Below are 15,393 nucleotides of genomic sequence, written 5' to 3'. Positions count from 1 at the left end.
CCACAACGCACCATCTGCCAGCCTAGCGAGTTCGGGACGAACCGGACGCACCTCGTAGACTGACCGCGAGGGCCTTTAGCTCAGCTGGTAGAGCGCCACGTTTACACCGTGGATGTCGTCGGTTCGATCCCGGCAGGGCCCACCGTCATCGTCACCCCCGGTCCGACCGTGGATCGTCGTCGCTGTCGTCGCGCTGGTGTGAGACGACATGCGGCAGCGCGAACTCCTCGTAGCCCGGCTGGCCGATCTTCGAGTGCCGGTGCGAGTAGGCGAAGTAGATCGCGAAGCCGATGACGAGCCACACCAGGAATCGCAGCCATGTCTCGACGGTGAGGTTGAGCATCAGGTACACGCAGATGGCCGCCGACAGCGCGGGCAGCCACGGGTTGAACGGCACGCGGAACGCTCGCGGCAGGTCGGGGCGCTTGCGGCGCAGGACGATCACGCCGACCGAGACGAGCACGAACGCCGAGAGCGTGCCGATGTTCACCATCTCCTCGAGGAGCCCGACCGGGGTGAATCCTGCGACGACGGCGACCACGATCGTGACGATGATCGAGATGAGCCAGGGCGTGCGGTACCGCGGGTGCACCTTCGCGAGGCCGATGGGCAGCAGCGCATCGCGGGACATCGCGAAGATGATGCGCGTGGCACCGATGAGGAGCGTCAGCACGACGGTGGTGAGGCCGGCGACGGCGCCGGCCGAGATCAGGGTGGCCATCCAGGTCTGCCCGTGGAACGCGAACGCGTTGGCCAGGGCGGCCGCGGGGTCCAGGTCCTGGTAGGGGACCATGCCGGTGACGACGAGCGCGACGGCGCAGTAGAGCAGCGTGCAGATCACCAGCGACGCGATGATGCCGATCGGCAGGTCGCGCTGCGGATTGCGCGTCTCCTCCGCGGTCGTCGCGACGACGTCGAAGCCGATGTAGGCGAAGAACACGAGAGCGGCCCCGGCGAAGATGCCGCCGACGCCGAACGCGGTCGGCTCGATCCCCGAGAAGAACTGCAGCAGCGGCTGGCTCAGTCCGGTCGGCGCGTCGGTCGGTGCCGGGGCGGGGACGAAGGGCGACCAGTTGGCGGGATTCACGAACAGGATGCCGGCGACGATCACGAACAGCACGATGAAGAGCTTCACGGCGACGAGCACCATGTTCACCCTCAGCGACTCCTTGATGCCGAAGGTCATGAGGCCGCCGAGCACCAGCACCAGCAGGATGGCCATGAGGTCGACGGTGCCGCCGTAGCCGATCTCAGGCGGGATCGGCATCCCGAGCTGATCGAGAAGCGTGCCGAGATACGCGCTCCATCCCTGCGCGACCACGCTCGCCCCCAGGAACATCTCGAGGATGAGATCCCACCCGATGATCCAGGCGAACAGCTCACCCAGCGACGAATAGGAGAACGTGTAGGCCGACCCCGACACCGGCACGGTCGAGGCGAACTCCGCGTAGCAGAGCGCGGCGAGGGTGCAGGCGATCGCCGCCACCGCGAAGCTGAGGACGATCGCCGGGCCGGCGACCTCGTGGGCGGCGCGGCCGGTGAGCGTGAAGATCCCGGCGCCGATCACGACACCGATGCCGAAGACGGTCAGGTCGAGTGCGCTCAGCGACTTCTTGAGCCGGAACTCCGGTTCATCGGTGTCGGCGATGGACCGCTCGACGGACTTCGTACGGAGAACGGCCATGATGCGCGCCTTTCGTCAGCGTAAGGACCGGTCGTCGAATGCTAGCGGCCGCCGATCACGGCGTCGATGCCCACGGTAGGTTGGACACGTGAAAGCCAGCCCCGCAGACCAGCGCCGCCTCGTCGAGGTCGCCCAGCTCGACGCCCGGATCCGCCAGGCCGAGAACGCCCGCAAGAACCCGCCGCAGGCCGGTCGCGTCCAGGAGCTGCTCGGCCGCCGTCAGCAGCTGTCGCAGGAGCTCACCACGCGCCTGGGCGCGCGTGACGACCTCCGCACGGAGCTGTCCCGCATCGAATCCGATGTCGCGGTGGTCGACGCCCGTGCGGCGCGGGACGCGCAGCGGCTCGCGGCATCCACAAATTCGAAAGAGGCACAGGGGTTCGAGAGCGAGCTCGCCGCACTGGCGCGACGCAAGAGCGACCTCGAAGACGCCGAGCTGGCGGTCATGGAGCGACTCGAGCTCGCGGACGCGGCCGTCGCCGAGCAGGAGGCGCTCATCGCGGCCACCAACGCCGAGGGGGCCGAGCTCAGCGCCGAGGGCAAGCGCGCCGTCGCCGAGGCGACCGCAGCCTTCGATGCTGCGACCCGCGACCGGGCCGCGATCGCCGGCGCCCTCCCCGCCGAACTGATCGCGCTCTACGACCGTGTCGCGGTTCGCAGCGCCGGCGCGGCGTTCCTGCGACGCCGCACCTGCGAGGGCTGCAACATGGTGCTCGCCGGCACCGACCTGCAGGTGCTGCGTCAGTCGGCCGAGGACGAGGTCGTCACGTGCCCCGAATGCGGCTGCCTGCTGGTGCGCGACGATGAATCCGGGCTGTGAGGGAGTCCGGGCTGTAAATCCCGCCGGGCCGTGCTGTCGTGGGCGCAGCTGACGCGCCCGTCTGGATCGTCCTCGGGCGGACGGCTCGCGGGGCGGACGTCATCCGGCTCGATGACGCCGCCGCCGAGCTCGACCGCGACGAGGTGGATCAGGGCGCGCTGACGTCGTGGATCGCAGACGCCGAGGCGCGCTGGGCGCCTCGCTGGGTCTGGCACGACACGCCGCAGTGGTACACAGCCCTGCTCGCCGACGGCGTCCGGGTCGCCCGCTGTCACGACCTGCGGCTCTGCCACGCCATCCTGCGGGAATCGGCGCTGGTCGACGAGTCGGCTGAGGTGCGCCGGGCGGTGGAATGGGATGCCGCACCACACGTCGACGCGGAGGACGCGGCGCCGACGCTGTTCGATCTCGAGCACGGGCAGCGCCCCACCGGGCCGCCGTCCGATGTCGGGGCCGCCCTGGCGGAGTTCCGGCGCCAGCGGGCGGCCATCGCGGACAGCAGCGATGCCGGCCGCCTGCGCCTGCTGACCGCGGCGGAGTCCGCGGGCGCCCTCGTCGCCACCGAGCTCCGTGCCGCCGGCCTCCCGTGGGACGCGGCCGCGCACGACCGGATCCTAGTCGAGACGCTCGGGGAGCGCCGCCCTGGCGGCGGCCAGCCGGCGAAGCTCGCGGATGCCGCGGAGCGCGTGCGCGCGGCGCTCGGAGACCCGACCGCCAGCCTCGACTCGCAGCCGAAGCTGCTGCGGGCGCTGCACCGCGTCGGCGTGCTGGTCGAGTCCACGAGCCGATGGGAGCTCGCCGAGCAGCGGCATCCGGTCATCGAGCCGCTGCTCGAGTACAAGAAGCTCTCGCGGCTGCTCTCCGCCAACGGGTGGGTCTGGCTCTCGGACTGGGTCGCAGACGGGAGGTTCCGACCCGTCTTCGTCCCCGGTGGCGTCGTCACCGGCCGCTGGGCGTCCTCCGGCGGCGGCGCTCTCCAGCTCCCACGTCAGCTGCGCGAGGCCGTGCGCGCCGATCCCGGCTGGCGACTCGTCGTGGCCGACGTCGCGCAGCTGGAGCCGCGCGTACTGGCCGCAATGGCGAGCGACACCGCCCTCGCCGCGGCGGCGCGCGGCCGGGACCTCTACGCGGGCATCGTCGACAGCGGCGCGGTCGCCACCCGTCAGGAGGCCAAGATCGCCCTCCTCGGCGCCATGTACGGCGCCACGACGGGAGAATCCGGCCGCCTCGTTCCGCGCCTGCGCCGGATCTACCCGCGGGCCATGGGCCTGGTGGATGACGCGGCCCGCGTCGGCGAGGACGGCGGCGTGGTCTCGACCTGGCTCGGCCGCAGCTCGCCGGCTCCCTCACCGGAGTGGTCGGCCGCGCAGTCCCGTGCCACCGAGGCCGAGGCATCCGGAGCGGAGGAGACCCGCGCGAGGCGGTGGGCCCGCGATCGTGGCCGGTTCACGCGCAACTTCGTCGTGCAGGGCACCGCCGCCGAATGGGCGCTCGCGTGGCTCGCCGACCTGCGGGGACGCCTCGCCGCGCTCCCGCCCGTGCCGGCCGATCGCGGCGCACCGCGATCGGGTCCGGCCTTCGCACGACAGCCGCATCTGGCATTCTTCCTCCACGACGAAGTCATCGTGCACACTCCCGAAGAGCACGCCGAGTCGGCCGCGCAGGCGGTGACGGATGCCGCTGCCGCCGCCGGGCGCCTGCTCTTCGGGGACTTCCCGCTCGACTTCCTGCTCGATGTGCGCATCGCCGAGACCGCATTGAAGGACTGACGCGAAGCCGGGACTCAGCCCGCGACGGTAGACTCGCGGGGCGAATGGGTCGGCTGGACGGTCGCGTCGCGGGCGGTTCGCCGCCGCGCGCCGAGGAACGTCCGGGCTCCGCAGGGCAGGGCGGTGGGTAACACCCACCCGGAGCGATCCGCGAGACAGTGCCACAGAGAGCAGACCGCCGGGACCTCGGTCCCGGTAAGGGTGAAAGGGTGGTGTAAGAGACCACCGGGGTCGTGGTGACACGACCCGCACGGCAAACCTCGCCCGGAGCAAGGCCAGACAGGGGATGATGACGCGGCCCGCCGAGTCCCCGGGTAGGCCGCTGGAGCGGCACGGCAACGTGTCGCCGAGAGAGATGACCGTCCACGGGGCTCACGCCCCCGGACAGAACCCGGCGTACAGGCCGGCCCATTCGCCCTCTCCGCCCGCCCGCGTCGCGGGGGCGCAACCGGCGCGCGACCTCAGACGACGGGCCGCCCCGCGAGGGCCGCGGCGCCGATGATGCCCGCGTTGTTGCGGTGCACCGCCGGAACGATCGGCGTCTTGAGCTCGAGCAGGTGCAGGAACTTGTCGGCGTGCTTGGAGACGCCGCCGCCGACGACGAAGAGGTCCGGGCTGAACAGGAACTCGATGTGTCCGTAGTACCACTGCAGCCGCTTCGCCCACTGCTCCCAGGTGAGCTCGTGCCGTTCCATCGCCGAGTAGGCGGCGTACGCCTCCGCATCCTTTCCGTGCCGGGCGCGCTGCACGTGCCCGAGCTCCGAGTTGGGGACGAGCACGCCGTTGTAGAGCAGCGCGGATCCGATCCCGGTGCCCAGGGTGGTGAGGATGGTGAGTCCGTCCTGGTCCTTCGCCGCCCCGTAGCGCACCTCCGCGACGCCCGCGACATCGGCGTCGTTGGCGAAGTGGATGTCGCGGCCCAGGCCGTCCTCGAAGAACTTCTCCGCCTCGAAGTCGATCCACTGGTCGGAGACATTGGCGGCCGAAAGGGTGCGGCCGTGCTTGACGATCGCCGGGAAGGCGACCCCGAGCGGGACCGACTGGTCGTCGGCGACGCCGAGGGTCGAGAGGACTTCGGTGACCGCGGCGAGCACGTCGGGCGGGTGAGCCCCTTCGGGGGTGGCGACCTTGACGCGGTCGCTGATCAGCGCGCCTCGATCGAGGTCCACGATGCCCGCCTTGATGCCGGTGCCGCCGATGTCCACGCCGACGGCGCGTGCCGCGTCAGATGCCATGGCGACAGCCTATCGAGCCGGACAGGGCCGCCGCGGAGCGGCCCCGCGTCAGTAGGATCGTGCTGACGGCGACCAGCCCCGCGATCAGAGGAGGGCACGATGACGCACGACAGCGAGAAGTACTGGTACAACCTCAAGACCGGCGAGGTCGAGAAGGGCTTCGAGTCGCCCGCTCCGGACCGCGCAGGCCCGTTCGACACCCCGGAGGAGGCCGCGAGGGCCCCCGAGGTGATCCGCGAGCGAGCGCGCGCGTGGGCGGCCGAGGAGGCACGTGAGGACTCCTGGGGCTCCGACCCCGTGTCGGGAGCCCCGCGCGACGACCAGTAGTCTGGCTTCGACCGCGGTATGACAGCCGCGGTCGGCGATTCCGGCACCGGAGAGGACGCGATGGACAAGCAGCGTGACTTCGTTCTGAGAACCATCGAAGAACGAGGCGTGAAGTTCGTACGGCTGTGGTTCACAGACGTGATCGGCACGTTGAAGTCCGTGGCCATCGCACCCGCAGAGGTCGAGGGCGCCTTCAGCGAGGGCCTGGGCTTCGACGGCTCCGCGATCGAGGGGCTGACGCGGTCGTACGAATCGGACCTGCTCGCGCACCCGGACCCCACAACGTTCCAGATCCTGCCCTGGCGGGGTGAGATCGACCCCACCGCGCGGATGTTCTGCGACATCACGACGCCGGACGGTCAGCCCGCCGTCGCCGATCCGCGCCACGTCCTGAAGCGGACGCTGGCGAAGGCCGCGGACGCCGGCTTCACGTTCTACACGCACCCGGAGATCGAGTTCTATCTCCTCAAGTCGTCGTCCTTCGGCACGGAGGGCCCTGAACCGGTGGACTCGGCGGGCTATTTCGACAACGTGCCCGGAGGCACGGCCCACGACTTCCGCCGGCGCTCCGTGCGCATGCTCGAAGACTTGGGCATCTCGGTCGAGTTCAGCCACCACGAGGGCGGGCCGGGTCAGAACGAGATCGACCTGCGCTACGCGGACGCCCTGACCACGGCGGACAACATCATGACGTTCCGCACCGTGATCAAAGAGGTCGCGATCGAGCAGGGCGTCTACGCCACGTTCATGCCCAAGCCGATGACGGGCAAGCCCGGCAGTGGCATGCACACCCACATGTCGCTGTTCGAGGGCGATGTCAACGCGTTCTACGAAGAGGGCGCGCAGTATCAGCTCTCGAAGGTCGGTCGGCAGTTCATCGCCGGGCTGCTCCGTCACGCGAACGAGATCTCGGCGGTGACAAACCAGTTCGTCAACTCGTACAAGCGGGTATGGGGCGGCGACGAGGCTCCGAGCTTCATCTGCTGGGGTCACAACAACCGCTCCGCGCTGGTGCGGGTGCCGCTGTACAAGCCGAACAAGGGCCAGTCGTCGCGTGTGGAGTACCGCGCCCTGGACTCCGCCGCGAACCCCTACCTCTCGTACGCGCTCATGCTGGCGGCGGGCCTCAAGGGCATCGAAGAGGAGTACGAGCTGCCCGCCGAGGCCGAAGACAACGTCTGGTCGCTGACGGATGGCGAGCGCCGGGCCCTCGGCTACGCGCCGTTGCCCGCCAGCCTCGACCACGCCCTGGAGTACATGGAGGAGTCCGAGCTCGTCGCCGAGACGCTCGGTGAGCAGGTCTTCAACTACGTTCTCCTGAACAAGCGACGCGAGTGGCAGGAGTATCGCTCCCAGGTCACGGCGTTCGAGCTCAAGAGCAACCTCGAGATGCTCTGAGACCGGCTGACGCATGTCCGGGAGCGATCGGCCGGGTTCGCTGACCCCGCTCGCGCGCCTGGGTTTCAGCCGTCTCACCGACGCCGAAGCACTCCTCGCGGAGCTGTCCGCGCTCGTCGAGGTGCCGCGCGATGCGCTGCTCGAGGGTGCCGCTCGCGCGGCCGATCCCGACGAGGCCCTGCAGGCGCTGACCCGTCTGGCTCGCCGCGACGCCGCCCCTGTGGAACGCGCGCACGCCCGACACGGTGCTTGGCGGGCGCTGTGGGCGCTGCTGGGGGCTTCGACCGGCTTCGGAGAGTTCTTCTTCCGGCATCCGTCCGAGGTCGACCAGCTCGCGTACGCGGGGGAGCGGCTGCCCACACCGGAAGAGCTGCGCACCGAGCTCCTCGACGCGATCGGAGCCGTCGACGGATTCGCCGCCGACGGCGGCGAGAGCGCCTGGGTGGCCCTCCGCGTCCGATACCGCCGGATGCTCGCGCGGATCGCGGCGTACGACCTGCTCAGTCCCTCGCCGGTCGACGAGATCGCGGCGGTATCCGCGCGGCTGGCGGATGCCGCGGGCGCGGCGCTGGAGGCGTCGCTCGCCGTCGCCCGCACCCGCGTGTCGGGCGGCGCTGTCGGAGCCGGCCTCTTCCCGCACGAGCAGGTCGCGCGCACCAAGCTCGCCATCATCGGGATGGGGAAGACCGGGGCGCGCGAGCTCAACTACGTCAGCGACGTCGACGTGATCTTCGTGGGGGGCGCAGGCGACGACGCCCTCGAGCAGTTCGGCGAGAGCCGCATCGTCGACATCGCGACCCGTCTCGCGGTCCAGACGATGCGCGGCATCTCGGGCGTCGAGATCGAGCCGCCGCTGTGGGAGGTCGACGCCAACCTGCGGCCGGAGGGAAAGCAGGGCGCGCTGGTGCGCACGCTCGACTCCCACCTGGCGTACTACGAGCGGTGGGCGAAGAGTTGGGAGTTCCAAGCGCTGCTCAAGGCGCGTCCGATCGCCGGCGACGAGGAACTCGGCAGGGCCTACACCGCGGCGGTTCAGCCGAAGATCTGGACGAGCGCCGCCCGCGAGAACTTCGTCGACAGCGTCCAGCGCATGCGCGAGCGCGTCACCGAGCACATCCCCGCGGCCGACGTGCCGTACCAGCTCAAGCTCGGCCCCGGCGGCATCCGCGACATCGAGTTCACCGTTCAGCTGCTGCAGCTCGTCCATGGGCTCTCCGACGACCGCATCCGGCAGCGCGGCACGCTCGAAGCGCTCGACGCCCTCGTGACGGAGGGCTACATCGGCCGGGCGGAGGCATCGGCCTTCTCGCGCGACTACCGGGTCCTGCGGCTGCTCGAACACCGCGTGCAGCTGCGTCACCTGCGCCGCACGCACCTCATGCCGGAGCGTCCGGAGGAGCGTCGCGTTCTCGCCCGCGCGACCGGGCTCGCCGACACCGGCGCCGGCATCTGGGACCTGTGGGAGTCGGTCAAGCGTGAGGTCCGCGACATCCATGTCCGCCTGTTCTATCGTCCGCTGCTGTCGGCGGTCGCGGCCCTGCCGGCCGATGAGCGCGTGCTGTCCACGGCGCAGGCGCACGACCGCCTCGCGGCGATCGGCTTCTCCGATCCGGCCGGCGCCCTCCGCCACATCGCCGCGCTCACCAGCGGGCTGAGCCGCAAGGCCACCATCCAGCGCCACCTCATGCCCGTCATGATCCGCTGGTTCGCCGACGGGGTCGACCCCGACTACGGTCTCCTGGCGTTCCGCCGGCTCAGCGAGCGCCTGGGCGACACCCACTGGTTCCTCCGTATGCTGCGCGACTCGTCAGGCGCCGCCGAGAGCCTCTCGCGCGTGCTCTCGGGCTCGCGGTACGTCGGCGAGCTCATGGAGTGGATCCCCGAGTCCGCGGCATGGCTGGACGATCCCGAGCTCCTGCGCCCACGATCGGGGCTCGCCCTCCAGCAGGAGGCGCGCGCGATCCAGACACGCCACGACACCGTCACGGAAGCCATGCGCGCCGTCCGCGCGCTGCGACGGCGCGAACAGCTGCGGACCGCGATGGGGGCGATCCTCGGCACGGTGACGATCGAAGAGGTCGCCGAGGCGCTCACCACGATCACCGACGTGACGATCCAGGCGACGCTGCGAGCGGTGCGACGCGAGATCGTGCCGCCGGAAGACGCCGCACTCGATTTCTCCGTCATCGCCATGGGCCGCTTCGGCGGCGCGGAGCTCGGCTTCGGCTCCGACGCCGACGTGATGTACGTCTATCGCCCGAACGGCGTGGACCCGCAGCGTGCGAATGAGCTGGCATTGAAGCTCGTGGCTGCGCTCCGCACGTACTCCGAGGACCATCGCGTACCGCTCGAGCTCGATGCCGACCTGCGCCCGGAGGGACGCAACGGCCCGCTCGCGCGCTCGCTCGACGCCTACGCCGAGTATTACCGTCGCTGGGCGCTGTCGTGGGAGGCGCAGGCACTGCTGCGCGCCCGCGGCGTTGCGGGCAGCGTGAAGCTCATCCGCGATTTTCTGCAGCTCGCCGACCAGGTGCGGTACCCCGAGAGCGTGGATCTCGCTGCGACCCGGGAGATCAAGCGCATCAAGGCGCGAGTCGAGAGCGAGCGCCTGCCGCAGGGCGTCGATCCGTCGCGGCACCTCAAACTCGGCCCGGGTTCCCTGAGCGACGTCGAATGGCTCGTGCAGCTGCTGCAGTTGCAGCACGCGCACGCGGTGCCCGAGATGCGCACCACCTCCACGCTCGGCGCGCTGCGCGCCGCGGAGCGGGCAGGCCTCATCCCGACGGCCGCGGCAGACCGGCTGGCCGAAGCGTGGCGGCTGGCAAGCCGGCTGCGTTCGGCCAACACGCTCCTGTCGGGTCAGACCAGCGACGTGCTCCCGGTCGACCGCGGCAAGCTCGACGGCATCGGCCGGCTCCTCGAGTACCCGCCGCGCTCGGCCACGCGCGTGGAGGAGGACTACCTCGGCACGACCCGTCGCGCCCGCCGGGTCTTCGAGAAGCTGTTCTACGGCTAGGACGCCGGCCGAGGCATCCGCTGCTCGCCGGAGACGGCGCTCAGGCGGGTGGGCACAGTGGGATGCCGTCGAGGCGATCGCCCTCTTGCAGCGGTGCGGCGTTGAGCGCCGCCACGACCCGCGTGGCGCGATCCCAGTACCGGGCATAGTGGAGAGGGTCGGTGTTGATCTGCGTGAGGTGGGCCACCAGGGTCGGCTCCGTGGTCGCGCGGTCGGGTACGCGCACCGTCATCGCGCGATAGAAAGTGCTCGCAGCCGTGTAGGGGTCTAGCCGGGCTTCACGGCTTCCCCAGCTCTCCTGCTGCTGGAAGAGGCCGATGGAGGTGGTGCGCGAGCCGTCCGGGTTCGTGACCCCGCTGGTCTCCCAGTCGCCGTAGTCGATGTTCCGCAGTGACGACTCACCCATGGCCGTCATGACCGCGATGGTCTGATCGCGTTCGTCGAGGCCCAGGTCTCGACCGGCCGTCATGATCGTGCAGGCGTGCCCGAGCTGCTCGACCCCATAGCCGGCGATCCCCGGCTCACGGATGGACGGGGGAGCGAACGATGGGAACAGGGCGGCGTCGTCGTGCTCGCTGGAGAACGCACTCACCACGAAGGCCGCAGCGACGAGGAACCCGGCGAGGAACGTGACGGACACCGCGACGAATGCGACCAGCCCGCCGCGTCGAGTCGATCCACGGGCGGCTCTCGCGCGATGCCGCGGCGGTCGCCGCCGAGAAGCTGCTTTCGGCCGCGCCGGACGACGTCGTCGTGCCTGTGCGCGGGGGCGGGCGGACATCGGTCGTCACTTCCGGTCGGGAGCGGGGGCGCGACCAGCGTAGGGAGGGCGGCTGGGGGAACGCCCCGAGTCTGCGGCCGCGACGCCGGACGCGGCATCCGTCCATGCGAAAGGGCCCCGGATGACCGGGGCCCTTTCGTCATGCGGGAACGTCAGACGCCGAAGTACAGCTCGTACTCGAACGGGTGCGGACGCGCGTTCAGCGGCTGGATCTCGTTCTCGATCTTGTACTCGATCCACGTCTCGATCAGCTCGGGCGTGAACACGCCGCCCTTCAGCAGGAACTCGTGGTCCGCGCGCAGCGCGTCCAGCGAGTCGAGCAGCGAGTTCGGCACCTGCGGGATGTTCTTGGCCTCCTCGGGGGGAAGCTCGTACAGGTCCTTGTCGACCGGCTCGTGCGGCTCGATGCGGTTCTGGATGCCGTCGAGCCCGGCCATGAGCTGGGCGGCGAAGGCGAGGTACGGGTTGCCCGAGGCGTCCGGCGCGCGGAACTCGATGCGCTTGGCCTTGGGGTTGGATCCCGTGATCGGGATGCGGATGGCCGCCGAGCGGTTGCCGGCCGAGTACACCAGGTTGACCGGCGCCTCGTAGCCCTTCACGAGACGCTTGTACGAGTTCAGCGTCGGGTTGGTGAACGCGAGCAGCGCCGGCGCGTGGGCCAGGATGCCGCCGATGTACCAGCGTGCCAGGTCGGAGAGCTGCGCGTAGCCCTTCTCGTCGTAGAAGAGGGGCTTGCCCTCGAGCCACAGCGACTGGTGCGTGTGCATGCCCGAGCCGTTGTCGCCGAAGAGCGGCTTGGGCATGAAGGTCGCGACCTTGCCCCACTCGTTGGCGACGTTCTTGACGATGTACTTGAACTTCAGGATGTCGTCTGCCGCGTGCACCATCGTGTCGAAGCGGTAGTTGATCTCCTGCTGTCCGCCGGTGCCCACCTCGTGGTGCGCACGCTCGAGCAGCAGACCCGCCTCGATGAGGTGGAGGCTGATGTCGTCGCGCAGGTCGGCGGTCTTGTCGACGGGCGAGACGGGGAAGTAGCCGCCCTTGTAGGGCGTCTTGTTCGCGAGGTTGCCGCCCTCTTCGATGCGGCCCGAGTTCCAGGCGCCCTCTTCGGAGTCGACGGAGTAGAAGCTGGAGTTCTGCTTCACCTCGTAGCGGACGTCGTCGAAGATGTAGAACTCCGCCTCGGGGGCGAAGAACGCGGTGTCGGCGATGCCGGTCGACGCGAGGTACTTCTCGGCCTTCTTCGCGACCTGACGCGGGTCCTTCGCGTAGATCTCGCCGTTGCGCGGGTTGTAGATGTCGAAGACCATGACGAGCGTCTTCGCCTCACGGAACGGGTCGAGGTACGCCGTCGACACGTCGGGGATGAGCTGCATGTCAGATTCGTGGATGTTCGCGAATCCCCGGATGGAGGAGCCGTCGAACAGCTGGCCGACCGTGAAGAACTCTTCGTCAACGGTGGAGGCCGGGATGTTGAAGTGCTGCTGCACGCCAGGAAGGTCCGTGAAACGGATGTCGAGGAACTTGACGTCCTCGTCCTTGATGAACTTCAGCACCTCGGATGAATCTTTGAACATGAAGACTCCAGAGGTAGGGCATTCGGATCCGCCCGTGCGGGCCGGGCTTGCTGGCAAGCTACCCGCAGGGGATTGCCCGGCAGTATCACTCGTGTTTCCGGGATGTTACGGCGACCTGTATACGCTGGGGAAGTGACGCAGAGCACCCAGGAGTATCCCGGCGAGCGGCTCGGACTGCCCCGTGAGGGCACCGGATCCATCGGTCGCCTCGGCCGCCGCGTCGGGGCGCTGTTCCTCGACTACGGCGCCGCGTACCTGATCTCGGGCTTCTTCGGCTGGGACCCGCTCGCGATCCTCGCGATCTTCGCAGCGATCCAGCTGGTCTTCCTGCCGACGCTGCAGGGAAGCCCCGGCCATCGGGTCTTCGGCCTGCGGCTGGTGCGCGTCGACGGCGCATGGGTGGGCCTGTGGCGCCCCATCATCCGCACGGCCCTGCTGATCCTCGCGATCCCGGCGGTCATCTGGGATGCCGATCAGCGCGGACTGCACGACAAGGCCGCGGGCACGGTGCTCATCCGCTCCTGAGGACGCTGCCGCAGCCGCCTTCGGAGCACCGGGCGATGTCACCGCGCAGGCGATGTCACCGCCGACGGTGTGAAGTGGGGTTGCTCAGCGCGGGCGAGGGGCCCGCACCTTGGTGGGGTCGATGCCCTTCGGGATCGGCAGAGACGTCAGCGACTGCGATACGGACTCGACACGCTTGATGACGGCCGCCATCGTCGCGCGGTCCACCTTGGTGGGAAGCGCCTTGATCGTCGACGAGAGCTTCGAGATGGGCACTTCTCCCTCGCCGTGGCCGATGTACAGCACGGTGACGGGCACGCCCGACGCGACGCGCTGCACCTTCGACCGCTCGTCGTTGACGAGGCGGGTGAGGCGACCACGGGCACCCTCGCCGACGATCACGACGCCGCCGCGGCCGATCGCGCGGTAGACGGCTTCCTGGGTCTTGGGGTTGATGCCGACGGGCATCTCGCTGGCCTGCCACTTGCGGCCGAGCGACGTCGACATGACGTGACCGGTGGCCCCCGGCATCCCGTCGATCTTCTTGTACATCGCGCGGGTGGACAGACGGGTCATCGTCATCATCGACGCCAGGATGCCGAGCATGAGGCCGGTGATGCCCCACAGGATGATGCTCCACACCGCGACCGGCGGGACGGCGAATCCGATGCCCACACCGGCGGCGGTGCCGAGGAGGAGGATGCCGGCCAGCAGGTACGGCAGCCAGCGGAACTCCTTCTGGGTGAAGGTGTAGAGGGTGCGGATCTGGGAGAAGAATCCCGGGCCCTTCTCGGGGGCGGTACTGCGCGCGGCCATAGCTTCCAGCCTACCTTTTCGCGGGCTCCTCCTCGGCTCCTCCACAGCCGACATCCGGCGATGTCCATCCACAGAACGTCGTGCTGCGTGCGGGGGTGGCGCACCGCGCCTCGCAGACTGTCCCCATGACCTCCGAGGTGGGCCCGCTGGGCGGTGCGTATCGACCCATCCGCGCCGTGCGGGCGCGCGTCGACGGACCATGGCCGGGCGTGCTCGCACATACGTCGGCGGGCGAGGCCTTCGTCCTGGTCGACGCGGACGCGCTCGGCGCGCAGTGGCGGGGATGGGATGCCGCAGTCGACGGCCACGTTCTCGCCCCGGTGGACGTCGCTCGGCGATCCGACGGTCACGATGTCGTGCTGCCGGTCTGCGTGGAGCGTCTCGAGGAGTTCGTGCGGCGACGTGCGGCACGAATGCCGCTCAGCGCCGGCGAGGCCGTGACCCTCGGCGTCAGCGTGCTCCGCGGCTGCCTGCAGATCGCGGCTGCCCCCGAGACGACGGGGGACTGGTGGCTCGACGACGCCGGCAGGCCCGTGCTGGCGACGGATGCCTCGGCCTTGCGCGCGCTCGACACGGCCGCGGACGTGCTCCAAGAGGTGGCCGTCGACCCGCCGGCCGAGCGGACCTGGGCGACGGCGCTGCGCGCGGTGACGGCCGAGCGCCTCTCGGTCCGCGAGCTGGAGGCGGCCGAGGAGGCGCTGTTCGCCGTCGCGACCCCCGAACCCCTCAGCACCGTCAGCCTGAGCCCACGCGGTGCCGCGGAGGGCGCATCGCGTGCCGATGCGTCCACCCAGGGATACGGCGCGCACGAGGTCGGCGACGGGGCGCACCCGTCCCTGTGGCAGAACCTCATCGCGGGGGTGGACAACGACCTCGCAGAGACGATGTCGCGCGCGACCACGGCCGTCTGGCGCCGACTGCGCACGGCGGAGCCGACGAAGAGGTCTTCCTCACGACGGGCGCCCTGGCTCGTCGGCGGCGCGGTGGCGGCGGCGGTGCTGGTGGGCGGCGCGCTCTGGCCGACGGCGAGCGGCGTGGCGACCGAGGACCCCGCGGATGCCGTCAGCACCCCGGCGCCCACCGCGACCGGCGCGCGGGCCGGTGCGTCGCCCACTCCCACCGCGTCGTCGGGCGCTCCGGCGGCCGACGACGGCACCGGGGCCGACTTGGCTCAGGTGGCCGGTGGCCTGCTCGATGCCCGGATCGCCTGCGGCGGGGCGACGGACTGCCTGGACACGGTGGTTGCGGATGACGCGACGCTGCCCGAGGGAGCGATCGATCTGCCCGCCGGTGAGCGATCGCTCACGCTTCTCGACGACTTCGGCGACATCGCCGTGCTTCGCCTCGACGCGGTCGACGACGCGCGCCCGTCCCAGATGGTGGTCATCTTGAGGCGGGATGAGAAATGGCTGCTGCGCGACGTCTCTGACGTCGCGCAGCAGCCTGAGCAGTGAGGGTGGTGCGGC

12 protein-coding genes, 1 tRNA gene and 1 other RNA gene are annotated in these 15,393 nt (G+C 70.2%); 9 read left to right on the top strand and 5 right to left on the bottom strand.

Going from position 1 to position 15,393, the window contains the following annotated elements; translation table 11 throughout:
* Nucleotides 1-69: 69 nt before the first annotated feature.
* A tRNA-Val gene (locus tag ABG085_RS09545) sits at nucleotides 70-142 on the top strand.
* Between the two features lie 9 nt (nucleotides 143-151).
* On the opposite strand, the gene ABG085_RS09540 is transcribed toward ABG085_RS09545, so the two are convergent.
* Nucleotides 152-1,684 (bottom strand): amino acid permease, encoded by a 1,533-nt coding sequence (locus ABG085_RS09540; protein WP_347979129.1) that lies wholly within the window; start codon nucleotides 1,682-1,684, stop codon nucleotides 152-154.
* A gap of 88 nt (nucleotides 1,685-1,772) precedes the next feature.
* On the opposite strand from ABG085_RS09540, the gene ABG085_RS09535 reads away from it, so the two are divergent.
* The 3 genes from ABG085_RS09535 (at nucleotide 1,773) to rnpB (ending at nucleotide 4,688) form a co-directional block, all read left to right on the top strand.
* Nucleotides 1,773-2,504 (top strand): C4-type zinc ribbon domain-containing protein, encoded by a 732-nt coding sequence (locus tag ABG085_RS09535; protein ID WP_347979128.1) that lies wholly within the window; start codon nucleotides 1,773-1,775, stop codon nucleotides 2,502-2,504.
* 38 nt (nucleotides 2,505-2,542) lie between these two features.
* Nucleotides 2,543-4,273: a bifunctional 3'-5' exonuclease/DNA polymerase gene (locus ABG085_RS09530; protein ID WP_347979127.1), complete on the top strand. Its 1,731-nt coding sequence runs from the start codon at nucleotides 2,543-2,545 to the stop codon at nucleotides 4,271-4,273.
* Between the two features lie 45 nt (nucleotides 4,274-4,318).
* Nucleotides 4,319-4,688: RNase P RNA component class A (gene rnpB, locus ABG085_RS09525), an RNA gene on the top strand.
* Between the two features lie 46 nt (nucleotides 4,689-4,734).
* Here rnpB and ppgK read toward each other — a convergent pair.
* Complete coding sequence (ppgK, locus tag ABG085_RS09520) at nucleotides 4,735-5,508, bottom strand: polyphosphate--glucose phosphotransferase (RefSeq protein ID WP_347979126.1); 774 nt, start codon at nucleotides 5,506-5,508, stop codon at nucleotides 4,735-4,737.
* A gap of 99 nt (nucleotides 5,509-5,607) precedes the next feature.
* Between ppgK and ABG085_RS09515 the strand changes: the two genes are divergently transcribed.
* Genes ABG085_RS09515 through ABG085_RS09505 form a run of 3 tightly spaced genes read left to right on the top strand, consistent with a single transcriptional unit; the run spans nucleotide 5,608 to nucleotide 10,249 of the window.
* The gene (locus ABG085_RS09515) at nucleotides 5,608-5,835 is read left to right on the top strand and encodes an SPOR domain-containing protein (RefSeq protein WP_347979125.1); all 228 of its coding nucleotides are present in this window, start codon (nucleotides 5,608-5,610) and stop codon (nucleotides 5,833-5,835) included.
* Nucleotides 5,836-5,895: 60 nt separating this feature from the next.
* Nucleotides 5,896-7,233 carry a glutamine synthetase family protein gene (locus tag ABG085_RS09510; protein WP_163617193.1) on the top strand — a complete coding sequence of 446 codons (1,338 nt, stop codon included), beginning with the start codon at nucleotides 5,896-5,898 and terminating at the stop codon, nucleotides 7,231-7,233.
* Nucleotides 7,234-7,246: 13 nt separating this feature from the next.
* The gene (locus tag ABG085_RS09505) at nucleotides 7,247-10,249 is read left to right on the top strand and encodes a bifunctional [glutamine synthetase] adenylyltransferase/[glutamine synthetase]-adenylyl-L-tyrosine phosphorylase (RefSeq protein ID WP_347979124.1); all 3,003 of its coding nucleotides are present in this window, start codon (nucleotides 7,247-7,249) and stop codon (nucleotides 10,247-10,249) included.
* Nucleotides 10,250-10,289: 40 nt separating this feature from the next.
* Here ABG085_RS09505 and ABG085_RS09500 read toward each other — a convergent pair whose 3' ends face one another.
* Both ABG085_RS09500 and glnA read right to left on the bottom strand, forming a co-directional pair.
* Nucleotides 10,290-10,889, bottom strand: coding sequence for a peptidase M23 (locus tag ABG085_RS09500; RefSeq protein ID WP_347979123.1), 600 nt, complete (start codon nucleotides 10,887-10,889; stop codon nucleotides 10,290-10,292).
* Between the two features lie 293 nt (nucleotides 10,890-11,182).
* A complete protein-coding gene (glnA, locus tag ABG085_RS09495) occupies nucleotides 11,183-12,607 on the bottom strand; it encodes a type I glutamate--ammonia ligase (RefSeq protein WP_347979122.1) in 1,425 nt (474 codons plus the stop codon).
* A 132-nt stretch (nucleotides 12,608-12,739) separates the two neighbouring features.
* On the opposite strand from glnA, the gene ABG085_RS09490 reads away from it, so the two are divergent.
* On the top strand, nucleotides 12,740-13,132 hold the full coding sequence (locus ABG085_RS09490; RefSeq protein ID WP_347979121.1) for an RDD family protein: 393 nt from the start codon (nucleotides 12,740-12,742) through the stop codon (nucleotides 13,130-13,132).
* Between the two features lie 84 nt (nucleotides 13,133-13,216).
* Here ABG085_RS09490 and ABG085_RS09485 read toward each other — a convergent pair whose 3' ends face one another.
* Complete coding sequence (locus ABG085_RS09485) at nucleotides 13,217-13,927, bottom strand: DUF4191 domain-containing protein (protein ID WP_347979120.1); 711 nt, start codon at nucleotides 13,925-13,927, stop codon at nucleotides 13,217-13,219.
* 125 nt (nucleotides 13,928-14,052) lie between these two features.
* Between ABG085_RS09485 and ABG085_RS09480 the strand changes: the two genes are divergently transcribed.
* Entirely contained in the window at nucleotides 14,053-15,381 is a 1,329-nt protein-coding gene (locus ABG085_RS09480) for a hypothetical protein (RefSeq protein ID WP_347979119.1), read from the top strand.
* Nucleotides 15,382-15,393 lie beyond the last annotated feature (12 nt).

The organism is Microbacterium sp. ProA8 (assembly GCF_039905635.1).
Classification (GTDB): domain Bacteria; phylum Actinomycetota; class Actinomycetes; order Actinomycetales; family Microbacteriaceae; genus Microbacterium; species Microbacterium chionoecetis.
Note: the sequence above shows the minus strand (reverse complement) of the source record. Positions and strands in the feature narration are given on the sequence as shown.